This window comes from Roseospirillum parvum, from assembly GCF_900100455.1.
In the GTDB taxonomy this organism is placed as follows: Bacteria; Pseudomonadota; Alphaproteobacteria; order Rhodospirillales; family Rhodospirillaceae; genus Roseospirillum; species Roseospirillum parvum.
Map to the genome: position 1 here is coordinate 89,471 of NZ_FNCV01000002.1, position 15,318 is coordinate 104,788.

Sequence of the window (15,318 nt, forward strand, 5' to 3'; positions counted from 1 at the left end):
AAGGCCCCCTTGAGGCCCTTTTCTCGCCGCCGCTGGTGGGCGACACAAGTGCCGTGCGTGGTGGGTTGAGTCGGCGCCGGAAAGACCATACATTGCCTCTCCCTCGGCCCCTCCCTCGGGCAGCCGGTGGGGCGTAGCCAAGTGGTAAGGCAGCGGTTTTTGGTACCGCCATTCGCAGGTTCGAATCCTGCCGCCCCAGCCAGCCCTCTTTAATCAATCAAGATCAACGGCTTATCGTGCCTGCCGGAGGCGGAATGGTCCGCCCCTCTGGTACACGGCGGCGGGCCTTCTGCGCCTCGATCCGCTCTTGCTGTTCGGCGGCGAGGCGGAGGGCTTCGGCGAAGGGCCGCGGGATGGCCGGGGCCTGCTCCTTCAGGGCCGCTTCCATCTCGTTGAAGCGCTCGATGTGTTGGCGGGTGAAATGCCGCCCCCAAGATGGACGATGGGGATGGGGCCAAAGGCCTCGAACCGCCCAGCGGCGGCGGCGGCGCCCGCCTTGTCCCCCGCCATGGTTGCCAGTAGGCTCCGACAATCTGACTCCGCTGGGGGGGCGCGGTGGCGGTGCCATGGCGTCCCCGGCGGCCTGTCCTGTTGTGCCCACCCTCGAGGACCCCTGCCCCGATGAACCAGCAATCCCTGTCCGCCTTCATCTGGTCGGTCGCGGACACCCTGCGCGGCAACTACAAGCAATCGGAATACGGTCGCGTCATTCTGCCGTTCACGGTCCTGCGGCGGCTGGATTGTGTCCTTCAGCCGACCAAGCAGACAGTGCTGGAGGAGTTCAAGGCGAAAGAGACGATGGGCATCAACCCGGCGCCCTTTCTTCTTCGCGCCTCGGGGCAGGCGTTCTTCAACACGTCATCCCTCGACATGAAGACGCTGATGGGGGACCCGGACAACATCCGGGAGAACCTCTACAGCTACCTCAATGGCTTCTCCGCCGCTGTCCGCGACATCTTCGAGAGCTTCGAGTTCCACACCCAGATCGAGCGCCTGACCAAGGCCGGGCTGCTCTATCGGGTGACCGAGCAGTTCGCCGGGATCGACCTGCACCCGGACCATGTCAGCAACCATCAGATGGGCCTCGTCTTCGAGGAGCTGATCCGACGGTTCGCGGAGTTGTCCAACGAGACGGCCGGTGAGCACTTCACCCCCCGCGAGGTCATCCGCCTGATGGTCAACCTGATCTTCATCGAAGACGACGACGCGTTGTCCAAGCCGGGGATCGTCCGCACCATCTACGACCCCACGGCGGGGACCGGCGGGATGCTGTCCATCGCCGGCGAACACCTGGAAGAGCTGAACCCCGAGGCCAGCCTGACGGTCTTCGGCCAGGAGCTGAACCCCGAATCCTACGCCATCTGCAAGGCGGACATGCTGATCAAGGGTCAGGACGTGTCCAACATCGTGTTCGGCAACACGCTGTCCGACGACGGGCACCCGGGCCGGCGGTTCGACTACATGCTCTCCAACCCGCCGTTCGGCGTCGAGTGGAAGAACGTCCAGAAGGAGGTCAAGAAGGAGCACGACCAGCAGGGCTTCGACGGCCGCTTCGGCCCCGGCCTGCCGCGCGTGTCGGATGGCTCCATGCTGTTCCTCCTGCACCTGATCAGCAAGATGCGACCCGCGACGCAGGGAGGCAGCCGCTTCGGCATCGTCCTCAACGGCTCGCCCCTGTTCACCGGCGGCGCGGGCAGCGGCGAGAGCGAAATCCGCCGCTATGTGCTGGAAAACGACCTCCTGGAGGCCATCGTCGGGCTGCCCACGGACATGTTCTACAACACCGGCATCAGCACCTATGTGTGGATCGTCAGCAACCACAAGCCCGCGCACCGCAAGGGCAAGGTGCAGTTGATCGACGCCAGCGGCATGTGGCGGAAAATGCGCAAGAGCCTGGGCTCCAAGCGCAAGGAGCTGTCGGACGCCCACATCGCGGAGATCACCCGCCTGTTCGGCCAGTTCGTCGAGGCGGAGCAGGACGGCAAGCCGATCAGCCGCCTCTTCGACAACGAGGACTTCGGCTACCGCACCATCACCGTGGAGCGGCCGGAGCGCGACGAGGCGGGCGCCATCGTCCTCGGCCAGCGCGGCAAGATGAAGGGCAAGCCGGTCGCCGACAGCAAGCTGCGCGACACCGAGAACGTGCCCCTCAAGGAGGACGTGGAAGCCTATTTCGAGCGCGAGGTCCTGCCCCATGCCCCGGATGCCTGGATCGACCCCGACAAGACCAGGATCGGCTACGAGATTCCCTTCAACCGCCACTTCTACGTCTTCACCCCGCCCCGCCCGCTGGCGGAGATCGACGCCGACCTCAAGCAGACCACCGACCGCATCAAGGCGATGATCGAGGGGCTGTCGGCATGAGCGGCAACGTCATCCCGTACAACACCGAGGACGGGGAGCTGACCAAAGGGTCAGTTGTCAAGGAATCCTTGACCACTGCCTCGGACGGCAGGCGGCACCGGACGAAGCTGGCGGATCGCGCCGTCCTGAGCCATGCGGGCAGCGTCAGCCACCAGCAGATGCTGAAAATCATCGATGACCGCTACGCCACCTTCGACGCCGCCCGACGCACCGCCGAGGCGGACACCGCCGAGCGCGAGCACGCCCAGGAGGTCGAGGCGGAACTGAAGCGCCTCGCCAGCACCGCCGCCAAGGCCGGGCGGGGCAAGAAGCCGGGAGGGGAGGAATGAGCTTCCCGGCATATTCCGCCTACAAGGACAGCGGCGTTGCTGGCATTGAGGCGGTGCCCGCCGATTGGTCTATCCTGCCGCTCAAGGCAACGGCATCGTGGAACGACGATGTCCTGCCCGAGACGACCCCCTTTGACCACGTTATTCAGTATGTGGAGATTTCTGGCGTCGACCCGATGGCCGGCATTTTCGATGTCACCAAGATCGCCTTCGCAGATGCGCCCTCGCGAGCGAGGCGGAAGGTCAGAGATGGTGACGTTCTAGTTTCCACCGTTCGCACGTACCTAAGAGCCATCGCCCCGGTCGTCGCACCACCCGAGAACATGATTGCCTCAACGGGTTTCGCTGTCGTTCGGCCGCGAGGTGTCCACTCCGGCTATCTCAGCTATCTCCTTCGCTCAGAGTACATTGTCGGTGAGATCATCTCACGCTCGGTCGGAGTGAGCTACCCCGCGATCAGTGCGAACGAGCTGATGCGGATCAAGGCGCCGATGCCCGCTGATCGCGCGGAGCAAGCCGCCATCGCCGCGTTTCTCGACCGGGAGACCGGCAAGATCGACGCGCTGGTGGCCGAGCAGGAGAAGTTGATCGACCTGCTCAAGGAGAAGCGGCAGGCGGTCATCTCCCACGCCGTCACCAAAGGCCTCGACCCGAACGCCCCGATGAAGGACAGCGGCGTGGAATGGCTGGGCGAGGTGCCGGAGCACTGGGAGGTGGTGAAACTTCGGCGAGTAGTTGAAACCGTCCAAACTGGTGGTACGCCCTCCTCTGCGCCCCCGGAGGCCGAAATCGACGGAGGCGTCGACTGGTTTACTCCCGGGGACTTCTCAGGGGCCATCCGTACTGGCAGCGCCGCAAAGAAGGTGCCGCCCGAGGCAGTCCAAGCTGGAGAGGTAAAGGTTTTTCCTCCCGGCTCTGTCCTGGTGGTGGGAATCGGAGCTACCCTTGGAAAGGCCGCGTTTCTTTCGGTCCCTGCATCGGCAAACCAGCAGATTAACACTATTCTGCCAAGCCCGAGCCTGGATGGGCTGTTTCTCGCGTACTCGTTGTCAGGCAAGGTGGCCGAGATGCGGTTCCTGTCCAACGCGAGCACCATTGGGATCATGAACCAGGAGAAAACAAAGGAAATCTGGTTGGCTGTCCCGCCACTGAACGAACAGAGGCGAATAGCAAGCTATATTGACCGCTGTGGCGCAACTTTTGATGCGCTCATTACCGAATCCCAACGTGCCATCGACCTCCTCAAGGAACGCCGCGCGGCCCTCATCTCGGCCGCCGTCACCGGCAAGATCGACGTACGGGGACTGGTGACGCAGGAGGAGGCCGCGTGAAGTTCGAAACCTTCAAGGCGGGGCGCTGGGAGCAGCGGTACCGGTACAAGAGCTTCGAGCCGGTACCGGTGAACCACGAATGGGTCTGGGAAAACCCGGGCGTCAACACGCTGCTGGAGGCGGCCAACAGGGCGCTTGGAGAGCTGAACGCCTTCTCGCTGATCGTCCCCGACATCGACCTGTTCATCCAGATGCACGTGGTCAAGGAAGCGCAGACCTCAAGCCGCATCGAGGGCACGCAGACCGGCATCGACGAAGCCTTGATGCCCGAGGAGCAGATCGAGCCGGAAAAGCGCGACGACTGGCGGGAGGTGCGCAACTATATCAGCGCCGTCAACGCCGCCATCGCGGAACTGGACACACTGCCACTGTCCAACCGGCTGCTGAAGCAGACCCACGCGACCCTGATGCAGGGGGTGCGCGGTGAGCACAAGATGCCGGGCGAGTTCCGCAGCAGCCAGAACTGGATCGGCGGCTCCAGCGTGGCGGATGCGGTGTTCATCCCGCCCCACCCCGACGGGGTTCCCGATCTGATGAGCGACCTTGAGAAGTTCTGGCACAACGAGGCCGTGACCGTGCCGCATCTCGTTCGGGTCGCGATCAGCCACTATCAGTTCGAGACCATCCACCCCTTCCTGGACGGCAACGGGCGCATAGGCCGCCTGATGATCCCGCTGTACCTGATCTCGCACGGGCTGCTCAGCAAGCCATCGCTCTATCTCTCGGACTTTTTCGAGCGCAACCGGGCGGCCTACTATGATGCCTTGATGCGGGTGCGCCTCGCCAACGACATCATCCACTGGGTGAAGTTCTTCCTGAACGGGATCGCCGAGACAGCCACCAAGGGGCGCGGCGTTTTCCGACAAATCCTGAGCCTGCGCACCGAGGTGGAGCAGGCGGTCATGACCCTGGGGAAGCGAACGCCCAACGCCCGGCAGCTTCTGAACATGCTCTATCGCAGGCCGATCGTGTCGGCCTCCGATATCGAGGCGGAGTTGAACATCAGCACCCCAACCGCGAATGCCCTGATCCGGGACTTCATCCGGTTGGGCATTCTGGTGGAGATAACGGGCCAGCGGCGGATGCGGGCCTATGCGTTTGATCGTTACCTAGCGCTGTTCCTTAGTTAAGGAAAACGCACTTCCCTTAACCAAGACACGCGCGGAGTTAAGGGAGCCGGGGGAGGAAAGCCCATGTGCCTGCTTGCGGGCATGGGCCCTCGGGTCGCGGGGAGCCGTCAGGGCACGGGCGAAACCTACAAGGCCTGGGAAGCGGGCCAACTGGGGACGGGGGCACGGGAGCCGGAATGAGCCTGCACAAGGAAATCGAGTTCGAGAACGACATCTGCGCCCATCTGGCGGCCCATGGCTGGCTCTACGACCCGGCCGACGCGGCGGCCCATGACCGCAAGCGGGCGTTGTTCCCGGCCGATGTCCTGGCCTGGGTCCAGGCGACCCAGCCGAAGGCCTGGGAGGGGCTGACCAACAGCCACGGGGCGGCGGCGCAAGAGGTGCTGCTCGACCGCCTGCGCACGCAACTGGACGACCGGGGCACCCTGGACGTGCTGCGCTTCGGGGTGGAAATGCTGGGCCTGCGGCAGCCTCTGAGCCTCGCCCAGTTCAAGCCGGCGCTGGGCATGAACGCCGACCTTGAGGCCCGCTACGCGGCCAACCGGCTGCGGGTGGTGCGGCAGGTCCGCTACTCCATCCACAACGAGAACTGCCTCGATCTGGTGCTGTTCCTCAACGGCATCCCGGTCGCCACGGCGGAGTTGAAAAGCGACTTCACCCAGGCGGTCGAGGACGCCGTGGACCAGTACCGCTTCGACCGCCCCCCGAAGCCCAAGGGGCAGGGCGCGGCGGAACCCCTGCTCGACTTCCCCGGCGGTGCCCTGGTCCACTTCGCGGTCAGCAACTCCCATGTCCGCATGACGACACGGCTGGCCGGGCCGCGGACCGTCTTCCTGCCCTTCGACCGGGGCGACGACGGGGCGGCGGGCAATCCGCCGAACCCCAACGGCCACCCCACGGCCTACCTGTGGGAAGAGGTCTGGGAACGGGAAAGCTGGCTGGAGATTCTGGGCCGCTACATGGTCGCCCTGCGCGACAGCAAGAAGCGGATCGACACGGTCATCTTCCCCCGCTACCACCAGCTCGACGCCACCCGCAAGCTGGTCGGGGCGGTCCTGGCCGAGGGACCGGGGCAGAAGTACCTGATCCAGCACTCGGCCGGGTCGGGCAAGACCAACTCCATCGCCTGGACGGCCCACTTCCTGGCCGACCTGCACAACGACCAGCACGAAAAGCTGTTCGACTCCATCCTGGTGGTCAGCGACCGCACGGTCCTCGACAGCCAGCTCCAGGAGGCCATCTTCGCCTTCGAGCGCACCACCGGCGTGGTGGAGAGCATCACCGGCGACCAACAGAGCAAGAGCAGCCAACTCGCCAAGGCCCTGGCGGGGGACAAGAAGATCGTCGTCTGCACCATCCAGACCTTCCCCTTCGCCCTCCAGACCGTGCAGAAACTGGCGGCAACCGAGGGCAAGCGGTTCGCGGTGATCGCCGATGAGGCGCACTCCTCGCAGTCCGGCGCCTCGTCGTCGATGCTGAAGCAGGTGCTCTCGGCCGAGGAGATCAAGGAGCTCGAGGACGGCGGGGAGGTCAGCAACGAGGACATCCTGGCCGCCCAGATGACCGCGCGGGCGAACCCGGGCGGCATCACCTACGTCGCCTTCACGGCCACGCCCAAGGCCAAGACACTGCAAATGTTCGGCCGCCGCCCGGACCCGTCCCGGCCCCCCGGGCCGGGGAACCTGCCGCAGCCCTTCCATGTGTACGCCATGCGTCAGGCCATCGAGGAAGGCTTCATCCTCGACGTGCTGCGCAACTACACGCCCTACAAGATGGCCTTCAAGCTGGCCAGCGGCGGCCGGGAATGGGACGAGCAGGAGGTCGAGCGCAGCGCCGCCATGAAGGGCATCATGCGCTGGGTCCGCCTGCATCCCTACAACATCAGCCAGAAGGTCCAGGTGGTCGTCGAGCACTTCCGCGAAAACGTCGCGCCCCTTCTGGATGGCGGGGCCAAGGCGATGGTGGTCACCGCCAGCCGTCAGGAGGTGGTCCGCTGGCACATCGCCATGCGCAGGTACATCCAGGAGAAGGGCTACAGGATCGGGACGCTGGTCGCCTTCTCCGGCGAGGTGAGGGACGACGAGGTCGCCCCCGACGGCGTGACCGAGACCAGCAAGGACCTCAATCCGGCCCTCAACGGTCGGGACATGCGCAAGGCGTTCGACACCGACGAGTTCCAGCTCCTGCTGGTCGCCAACAAGTTCCAGACCGGCTTCGATCAGCCGAAGCTCTGCGGCATGTACGTGGACAAGCGCCTCGCCGGCATCCAGGCGGTGCAGACCCTGTCGCGCCTGAACCGGGCGCACCCGGGGAAGGACACCACCTACATCCTCGACTTCGTGAACGAGCCGGAAGACGTCCTGGCCGCCTTCAAGACCTACCACGCAACGGCCGAGCTTGAGGCGACCACCGATCCGAACCTCGTCTTCGATCTGCGGGCCAAGCTGGACGCCGTGGGCCACTATGACGACCACGAGATTGAGCGCGTGGTCAGGGCGGAGTTGAACCCGAAGTCCTCCCAGGCACAGTTGGCGGCGGCGATTGAGCCGGTCGCGGACCGCCTGCTGAAGCGCTACAAGGCGCTCCAGACCCAGGCCCAGGCGGCGAAGGCGGCCCAGGACGGCCAGCGGGAGAAGGACGCCAGGGACGAAATGGCGGCCCTGGTCGTGTTCAAGAACGACATGGGGGCCTTCCTGCGGGCCTATTCGTTCCTGTCGCAGATTTTCGACTACGGCACCACGGCCGTCGAGAAACGGGCCATCTTCTTCCGCCGCCTTCTGCCGCTCCTGGACTTCGGGCGGGAGCGCGACGGGGTGGACCTGTCGGGGGTCCAACTCACCCACCACAATCTCCGCAACCGGGGTCAACGCGACCTGCCACTGGGCGAGGGCGAGGGCGACAGGATCAAGCCCATGACCGAGACCGGAAGCGGTCAGGTGCAGGACAAGGACAAGGTGCGCCTGAGCGAGGTCATCTCCAAGGTCAACGAACTGTTCGAGGGCGACCTGACGGACGGTGACAAGCTGAGCTTCGTCCATGCCCTCAAAGGCAAGCTGGAGGAGTCCGACGTCCTTGCCCAGCAGGCCGCGACCAACTCCAAGAGCCACTTCGCGGACTCCCCGAACCTCATGAGGGCCCTCGAGGAGGCCATCATGGACGCCCTCACCGCCCACAGCAGCATGAGCCGCCAAGCGCTGGACTCAAAGCAGGTCCAACACGGCCTGCGCGACATCCTGCTCAACCAGGCCGGGTTGTACGAAGCCCTCCGCAGCCGGGGCGCCGGCGGCACTTCCGCCCATCCCTGAACGCCCCCCGGATGGTGGTTGGGCCGGGGAGTCGCCAAGACTCACCGGCGGGCTTCCCTGGGGCCTCCACGGCCCTGTCAGGGACGGGGGTGGGCCGTCGCCTTCTCCGCGACGAACAGGTGTTGTTCGATGTCGCGGGGTTTCCTCGGTTTGCGGGCGCGGCGCTTGTACTGGACAAGGGCCAGGGTGCCGGTCGGTGACCTGCCGATAGTCCAGGCCAAGGTCCCGGCCAAGGTTTCCGGCTGCGTCGCCTGGGCCTCGATCAGGCGGTCGGCAACCAGCCCCGAGGCCCGCGCCCTGGTGGCGTCGCGCACCAGGGCCCACACCTGCCAGCCGCGCCGGCGGTAGTCATCGACCAGGAACCGCCCCAGAGCGCCCCAGATGCCCGGTGGCGCCGGCGATGAGGCCGGCGCGCACCGGAGCCCCTACTTGCCGCCCCGCTCGTGGCGCGCCACGAAGCGCTCGAAGGCCTGGGTCTGCCGCTCCTCGACCTCGAAGCGGATGTGGGTGGAAACCTCGGTGGTGGTCACGATGCGCCCCGGCAGCGACCCCAGGTCGGGCAGCCGCACCTCGAAATCCTTGGCCGCGTCGGTCCCGATCACCCGGTCCAGCGTGCCCACGCCGGTCAGCGAGACGTCCTGCAACAGGCAGGGTTGCGTGGTTCCGTCCTCGAACTCCAGGACCACCGCCACGTTCAGGGTGCGCAGACGGTTGGCCTCGCGGTCCTCGGCGCTGGTCGAGCGGATGATGCGCTCCAGCGCGGTCTGCATCGACTCGACCAGATGCCGCACCTGCTCGGCCGACCCCTTCACCGCCTGGGCCCGCTCGCCGGTGGTCTCGGAGCTTTGCGAGACGTGGTTGATGTTGTCCGAGGCGTCCTGGGTGCTGCGCGCCGCCAGTTGGGCGTTGTGGCTGATCTCGCCGGTGGCCGCCGTCTGCTCCTCGACGGCGGCGGAGATGGCGGCGGAGATTTCGTCCAGCCGGTTGATCACCTGGCTGATCGAGCCGATGGCCTGCACCGCCTCGCGCGTTGCCGACTGCATCTGGCCGATCTGGCTGGCGATTTCCTCGGTCGCCTTGGCGGTCTGGTTGGCCAGGGTCTTGACCTCGCCGGCGACCACCGCGAAGCCCTTGCCGGCCTCGCCGGCCCGCGCCGCCTCGATCGTGGCATTGAGGGCCAGCAGGTTGGTCTGCTTGGCGATGTCGCTGATCAGGTCGACCACCTCGCCGATCTGGTCGGCCGCCTTGGACAGCCCGGCCACCCGGTTGCTGGTCGTCTCGGCCTCGCCCACCGCCTGACGGGCGGCCTCGGCGGCGTGGCTGACCTGCACCCCGATCTCGGCGATGGAGTTGGACAACTGCTCGGAGGCGGCGGCCACCGCGTCGACATTGCTCGAAGCCTCCTGCGAGGCGCTGGCGGCGGCGGCGGCATCGGCCTCGGTGCGCTGCACCGCCTCGGTCATGCCGACCGAGGAATCGTGCATGGTCGCCGCCTCGCCCAGCACGCCGGACAGGGCGGTATGCACCTCTTCGTCCAGGGCGTTGGTCAGGGCCAGCATCTCGCCCTGCACCCGGCGGGCGTTGCGCCGCTGCTCGGTGGCCTGCTGGCTTTGCAGGCGCTGCACCGCCTGGGCGTTTTCCTTGAAGACGTTGATCGCCCCGGCCATGACGCCGATCTCGTCGCCGCGCTCGGTGTAGGGAATCTCGGTCTCCAGCTTGCCCTGGGCGAGCGAGGCCATGGCCTGCGTCACGGCGCTGACCGGACGGTTGATCAACTGCCGGCCGACCCAACCCAGGGCCAGCAGCAGCACCACCACCAGCACCACGCTGCCGATCACCATGTTGGTGACCAACTGCCGGGCGGCGGCCGACACCGCCTGTTCCGGCAGGTTGGTCATCACCGCCCAGGGCAGATCGGAGTTGCCCAGCGTGATTGGCGTGAACAGGTGGGTATAGGCCGCGTGCCCGAGGTTGGCATGGCTCACATCCTCGGAGCGCACCTCCGCCGGCCGCCCGGCCTTGATGTCGGGCAGCACCTCGGCCAGGAAAGGCATGCTGTCGGCGACCGGCTTGCCGCGATCGGCGGCATCGGGATAGGCCACCCAGCGCCCCTCGTTGGAGATGATGAACACCGAGCCGCTGTCCAGCGGCCGGATGTTCTCAAGCTGGGTCCACATGTCCGACAGCAGCAGATCGACCCCGACCACGCCGATGGTCCGCCCGTCCTCGATCACCGGCACGGCCAGCGAGGTCAGGAAGACGATGTTGCCGTCGATGTCGTAGATGGTCGGCTCGGTGACGTAGTCACGCCCGGTCGACAGGGGAACCTGGTAGAAGGCCCCACCGGGGCCCGGATCGTCGTAGCCGGTCAGGTAGTAGGGCTCCGCGCCGCCCCCGAAATCGTACCAATAGGTGATGTAGCGCCCGGTCTCGTCGGTGGTGCCACCCTGGCCGGCGAACTCGGCGTCGCGGCCGTCCAGGGCGTTGGGCTCATAGCCCGCCCAGGTCCCGGCCAGTTGCGGGTTGTCGACCAGCGCCCGGCGCAGGATCTCGTCGAACACCGCGCGGTCCACCGCCCCCTTGGCCTTCTGGGCGGCGAAGCTGCGGGCCACCCCGCGCGCCACCGTCAGCCCCTCTTCCAACTGGGCCTGGATCTCGCCGCCGATGGCGCGGCCCAGGGTGCGCCCCTCGTTGAGGGCGAGGTGACGGACTTCCCGACCGGCCTGCAGGCCGAGCAGCAGGGTGCCGATCATCAGACCGGCGACCACCACGGTGGCGCTGGCCAGGACGAGCTTGGTGGTGATCTTGAGTTGGGGACGTGGCATGGGGGGCTCCACGAATCGGCGGATGGACAAGGCGGCGCGGCCGGTCGCGGAGACAGTGGACGGGACCATTGGCCTGCGGGCGCCGGCTGATCACGGGGCAGGGTGGGCCGTTTATTGAACATCTCAAACGGCCCGGGGTAAATAGAACAATCGGCCAGAAGTTGGGCATGATGATCGCGTGACGCCCGCCCCGACTTGATGATCGGGTGAGGCCTTCACTTGGCTTGATGGTGGGAGCCATCAAGGACACGCTTCGCGGTGGAGTTGGCGGCGCGGCGGCCTGACCCCTCGCCAACCTGAGTATGTCGGCCTGGTCCCGCTTCGGGGGTGGATGGCGCGGCCCTCAGGGCACCGCCACCTGGGCCGGAATGCCCATGCGCTGGCGCTCGCGGGCCGCCGCCTCGCGGGCCTCGCGGATCTCGTTCTCGCTCAGGCGGCCGCCCAGTCGGTCGCGCTGGGCCAGCGCCTCCGGGTGCCCCTGCTCGGCCGCCAGATGATAGTACTCCCAGGCCAGCCGATCGCTTTGCAGCTTGCGGTCCTCCGAGGTTTCCATCAGCACCGCCAGATTATAGAGCGCCTCGGCATGGCCGCGCCCGCCGGCCGAGGACCACAGGTTGAAGGCCTTGTAGGGATCGGGCTCGGTGCCCCGGCCCAGGTAGTGGAACAGCCCGGCCCGGAACTTGGCGTCGGGATGGCCGATCAGCCGGCTGCCCTCGACGAAGCGCTGGCGCGAATTGGCCGCCTTCAGGTACCAGTCGAGCGCCGCCCGGTCGTCCCGTGGCACGCCCTGGCCGGCCTCGTACATCAGGCCCATGTAGTACTGGGCCCAGCCGTCGCCCTGGTTGGCCAGCGGCTCCCAGATCGCCCGGGCGGTGGCGAAGTCGCCGCTGGCATAGGCGGCGTAGCCCTGGTTGACCTTGACCAGATCGGACTCGTCGGCCGCCACCGGCCGGGCCAGGACAAGCGCCGCCGCCAGCAGGCAGACGGCGCACGGGAATGGACGTGACGGCCGCATCGCTGCCTCCCGCGCCGAGCCGGTGTATGGAATAATTCCGTCCATGGTAGCCGACATCGGACAACCTGGCAAAAGCTGGCTGGCAAAAGCCGGCCGGCAAAAGCGGCTTCCCGCCCCGGTCGCCCCTGATTGACACCCCATTTTCAAGCTTCTATGGTGCGGCGCACAGATCGGGATTGCCGTCCCGCGCCCTGTCGCCCCGCCGCCGCCGTGGCAGTTTTCCGGCCGGCGGAGCGACTTCAGCGTCGGCCCCGCAACACCTGGGGTTGCCCCTGCAAGGGCTGTGTTAAGATGGGCCTGTCGGGCCCCATCGACGGCGCCCGCCGCCCTCCCTTTCGTCCGTCAGCATCCGGGAAGTGCCATGAAGGTTCTGGTCGCCGTCAAGCGGGTCGTGGACTACAACGTGAAGATTCGCGTCAAGTCCGACAACACCGGCGTTGAAACCGCCAACGTCAAGATGTCGATGAACCCCTTCGACGAAATCGCCGTCGAGGAAGCCGTGCGCCTGAAGGAGGCCGGCACGGCGAGCGAGGTGGTCGCCGTCTCGCTGGGCGTCAAGCAGTGCCAGGAGACCCTGCGCACCGCGCTCGCCATGGGCGCCGACCGCGCCATCCTGGTCGAGACCGAGGCCGAGCTGCAGCCCCTGGCGGTGGCCAAGCTGCTGAAAGAGGTGGTGGCCAAGGAAAGCCCGGACATGGTGCTGCTGGGCAAGCAGGCGATCGACGACGACGCCAACCAGACCGGCCAGATGCTGGCCGCCCTGATGGGCTGGGCCCAGGGCACCTTCGCCAGCAAGATCACCCTGGCCGACGGCAAGGCCGAGGTGGTGCGCGAGGTCGATGGCGGCCTGGAGACGGTATCGGTCAACCTGCCGCTGGTTGCCACCACCGACCTGCGCCTCAACGAGCCGCGCTACGCCTCGCTGCCCAACATCATGAAGGCGAAGAAGAAGCCGCTCGACACCCTGACCCCCGACGAGCTGGGGGTCGACGTGGCGCCGCGCCTGACCACGCTCAAGGTGGAAGAGCCGCCGGTCCGTCAGGCCGGCATCAAGGTGCCCGACGTCGCCACCCTGATCGACAAGCTGAAGACCGAAGCGAAGGTGATCTGATCATGAGCGTCCTGGTTCTGGCCGAACACGACAACGCGGCGCTGAAGCCGGTCACCCTGTCGACCGTCGCCGCCGCCCTGGAAATCGCCCAACGGAGCGGCGGCGAGGTGACCGTCCTGGTGGCCGGCGAGAACGCCGCCCCGGTGGCCGAGGCGGCCGGGCGCATCGCCGGCGTGGCCAAGGTGCTGCACGCCGAGGCGGCCCACTACGCCCACCCGCTGGCCGAGCCGCTGGCCGACCTGATCGCCGCCAACCTGGACGGCGTCAGCCACGTTCTGGCCCCGGCCACCACCACCGGCAAGAACGTCCTGCCGCGCGTCGCCGCGCTGAAGGACGTGGCCCAGATCAGCGAGATCGTCGGAGTGGTCGACGGCGACACCTTCCAGCGCCCGATCTACGCCGGCAACGCCATCGCCACGGTGAAGAGCGCCGATGCCCTGAAGGTCATCACGGTGCGCGCCACCGCCTTCGACCCGGCCCCGGCCGAGGGTGGCTCGGCCGCTGTCGAGACTCTGGCGCCGGCCGCCGACCCCGGGCTGTCGGGCTTTGTCGGCCAGGAGCTGTCCAAGTCCGAGCGTCCCGAGCTGACCGCCGCCCGGGTGGTGGTTTCCGGCGGCCGGGGCATGGGCTCGGGCGAGAACTTCAAGCTGCTGGAAGGCCTCGCCGACAAGCTGGGCGCCGCCATCGGCGCCTCGCGCGCCGCGGTCGACGCCGGCTTCGTGCCCAACGACTTCCAGGTCGGCCAGACCGGCAAGATCGTCGCCCCCGAGCTGTACATCGCGGTGGGCATTTCCGGCGCCATCCAGCATCTGGCCGGGATGAAGGATTCCAAGGTCATCGTGGCCATCAACAAGGACGAAGAGGCGCCCATCTTCCAGGTCGCCGATTACGGTCTGGTGGCCGACCTGTTCAAGGCCCTGCCCGAACTGGAAGCCGGCCTCGACTGAGCCACCGCCGCCCCCTCCCGGGGCGGCGCCCCCCCCCCGCCCCCACCAGCCTAGAAGGACGCGAGCCGTGAACATCGAGAGGATTGGGGTCATCGGCGCCGGCCAGATGGGCCACGGCATCGCCCATGTGGCCGCGCTGGCCGGCTATGACGTGGTGATGACCGACATCAACCGCGAGGCGCTGGACAAGGGCCTCAAGCTGATCGACCGCAACCTGGGCCGTCAGGTGGGCCGCGACCTGATCAGCGAGGCCGACAAGACCGCCGCCCTGGGCCGCGTCTCCATCGACACCCGCCTGGAGGCGCTGTCCGACTGCGATCTGGTGATCGAGGCGGCGACCGAGGACGAGGCGGTCAAGAAGAACATCTTCCAGAAGCTGTGCCCGCTGGTGAAGCCGGAAGCCTTCCTCGCCTCCAACACCTCGTCGCTGTCGATCACCCGCCTCGGCGCCGCCACCGACCGCCCCGGCCAGTTCATGGGCCTGCACTTCATGAACCCGGTGCCGGTGATGCAGCTGGTCGAGCTGATCCGCGGCATCGCCACCGACGAGGCCACCTTCACCGCCCTCAAGACGGTGGTCGACCGGATGGGCAAGCAGGCGGTTTCGGCCGAGGATTTCCCGGCCTTCATCGTCAACCGCATCCTTTTGCCGATGATCAACGAGGCGGTCTACACCCTGTACGAGGGGGTGGGCAGCGTGTCGGCCATCGACACCGCCATGAAACTGGGCGCCAACCACCCCATGGGGCCGCTGGAACTGGCCGACTTCATCGGGCTCGACACCTGTCTGGCCGTCATGCAGGTGCTGCACGATGGCTTGGCCGACACCAAGTACCGGCCCTGTCCGCTGCTGGTGAAGTACGTCGAGGCCGGCTGGCTGGGCCGCAAGACCGGGCGCGGCTTCTACGACTATTCGGGCGACGTCCCCACCCCGACCCGCTGAGCCGGGCTGCCGGTCGGC

11 protein-coding genes and 1 tRNA gene are annotated in these 15,318 nt (G+C 67.0%); 9 read left to right on the forward strand and 3 right to left on the reverse strand.

Translation table 11 applies throughout. The annotated features are described in order from the left end of the window. Positions 1 to 127: 127 nt before the first annotated feature. From BLR95_RS03465 to BLR95_RS03490, 6 genes are all read left to right on the forward strand, one after another. Positions 128 to 202, forward strand: a tRNA-Gln gene (locus BLR95_RS03465). A 419-nt stretch (positions 203 to 621) separates the two neighbouring features. Beyond that, positions 622 to 2,364: a type I restriction-modification system subunit M gene (locus BLR95_RS03470; protein WP_092615498.1), complete on the forward strand. Its 1,743-nt coding sequence runs from the start codon at positions 622 to 624 to the stop codon at positions 2,362 to 2,364. Beyond that, complete coding sequence (locus BLR95_RS03475) at positions 2,361 to 2,693, forward strand: hypothetical protein (protein ID WP_092615501.1); 333 nt, start codon at positions 2,361 to 2,363, stop codon at positions 2,691 to 2,693. The genes BLR95_RS03470 and BLR95_RS03475 overlap by 4 nt, the downstream gene beginning before the upstream one ends. Then, positions 2,690 to 4,024 carry a restriction endonuclease subunit S gene (locus tag BLR95_RS15885; protein ID WP_218119477.1) on the forward strand — a complete coding sequence of 445 codons (1,335 nt, stop codon included), beginning with the start codon at positions 2,690 to 2,692 and terminating at the stop codon, positions 4,022 to 4,024. The genes BLR95_RS03475 and BLR95_RS15885 overlap by 4 nt, the downstream gene beginning before the upstream one ends. Then, a complete protein-coding gene (locus BLR95_RS03485; RefSeq protein ID WP_092615504.1) occupies positions 4,021 to 5,154 on the forward strand; it encodes a Fic family protein in 1,134 nt (377 codons plus the stop codon). Before BLR95_RS15885 ends, BLR95_RS03485 begins: the two co-directional genes overlap by 4 nt. A 176-nt stretch (positions 5,155 to 5,330) precedes the next feature. Beyond that, positions 5,331 to 8,459 (forward strand): type I restriction endonuclease subunit R, encoded by a 3,129-nt coding sequence (locus tag BLR95_RS03490; RefSeq protein ID WP_092615507.1) that lies wholly within the window; start codon positions 5,331 to 5,333, stop codon positions 8,457 to 8,459. 77 nt (positions 8,460 to 8,536) lie between these two features. Here BLR95_RS03490 and BLR95_RS03495 read toward each other — a convergent pair whose 3' ends face one another. The 3 genes from BLR95_RS03495 to BLR95_RS03505 form a co-directional block, all read right to left on the reverse strand. Beyond that, on the reverse strand, positions 8,537 to 8,773 hold the full coding sequence (locus tag BLR95_RS03495; protein WP_092615509.1) for a hypothetical protein: 237 nt from the start codon (positions 8,771 to 8,773) through the stop codon (positions 8,537 to 8,539). 111 nt (positions 8,774 to 8,884) lie between these two features. Beyond that, positions 8,885 to 11,284, reverse strand: a complete 2,400-nt coding sequence (locus tag BLR95_RS03500) for a methyl-accepting chemotaxis protein (protein ID WP_092615512.1) — start codon at positions 11,282 to 11,284, stop codon at positions 8,885 to 8,887. Positions 11,285 to 11,627: 343 nt separating this feature from the next. Beyond that, positions 11,628 to 12,299 carry a tetratricopeptide repeat protein gene (locus BLR95_RS03505; RefSeq protein WP_176787582.1) on the reverse strand — a complete coding sequence of 224 codons (672 nt, stop codon included), beginning with the start codon at positions 12,297 to 12,299 and terminating at the stop codon, positions 11,628 to 11,630. A gap of 361 nt (positions 12,300 to 12,660) precedes the next feature. Between BLR95_RS03505 and BLR95_RS03510 the strand changes: the two genes are divergently transcribed. The 3 genes from BLR95_RS03510 (at position 12,661) to BLR95_RS03520 (ending at position 15,300) form a co-directional block, all read left to right on the forward strand. After that, positions 12,661 to 13,410 (forward strand): electron transfer flavoprotein subunit beta/FixA family protein, encoded by a 750-nt coding sequence (locus BLR95_RS03510; protein WP_092615518.1) that lies wholly within the window; start codon positions 12,661 to 12,663, stop codon positions 13,408 to 13,410. A 2-nt stretch (positions 13,411 to 13,412) separates the two neighbouring features. Then, a complete protein-coding gene (locus BLR95_RS03515) occupies positions 13,413 to 14,357 on the forward strand; it encodes an electron transfer flavoprotein subunit alpha/FixB family protein (RefSeq protein ID WP_092615520.1) in 945 nt (314 codons plus the stop codon). 106 nt (positions 14,358 to 14,463) lie between these two features. Beyond that, complete coding sequence (locus BLR95_RS03520; RefSeq protein ID WP_218119490.1) at positions 14,464 to 15,300, forward strand: 3-hydroxybutyryl-CoA dehydrogenase; 837 nt, start codon at positions 14,464 to 14,466, stop codon at positions 15,298 to 15,300. Positions 15,301 to 15,318: the final 18 nt, after the last annotated feature.

What these genes read in the sequence shown, in the direction of transcription:
- BLR95_RS03515 (WP_092615520.1), top strand. Translation starts at nt 13,413, where the DNA reads ATGAGCGTCCTGGTTCTGGCCGAACACGACAACGCGGCGCTGAAGCCG.
- BLR95_RS03490 (WP_092615507.1), top strand. Translation starts at nt 5,331, where the DNA reads ATGAGCCTGCACAAGGAAATCGAGTTCGAGAACGACATCTGCGCCCAT.
- BLR95_RS03500 (WP_092615512.1), bottom strand. Translation starts at nt 11,284, where the DNA reads ATGCCACGTCCCCAACTCAAGATCACCACCAAGCTCGTCCTGGCCAGC.
- BLR95_RS03475 (WP_092615501.1), top strand. Translation starts at nt 2,361, where the DNA reads ATGAGCGGCAACGTCATCCCGTACAACACCGAGGACGGGGAGCTGACC.
- BLR95_RS03510 (WP_092615518.1), top strand. Translation starts at nt 12,661, where the DNA reads ATGAAGGTTCTGGTCGCCGTCAAGCGGGTCGTGGACTACAACGTGAAG.
- BLR95_RS03520 (WP_218119490.1), top strand. Translation starts at nt 14,464, where the DNA reads ATGGGCCACGGCATCGCCCATGTGGCCGCGCTGGCCGGCTATGACGTG.
- BLR95_RS03470 (WP_092615498.1), top strand. Translation starts at nt 622, where the DNA reads ATGAACCAGCAATCCCTGTCCGCCTTCATCTGGTCGGTCGCGGACACC.
- BLR95_RS15885 (WP_218119477.1), top strand. Translation starts at nt 2,690, where the DNA reads ATGAGCTTCCCGGCATATTCCGCCTACAAGGACAGCGGCGTTGCTGGC.
- BLR95_RS03505 (WP_176787582.1), bottom strand. Translation starts at nt 12,299, where the DNA reads ATGCGGCCGTCACGTCCATTCCCGTGCGCCGTCTGCCTGCTGGCGGCG.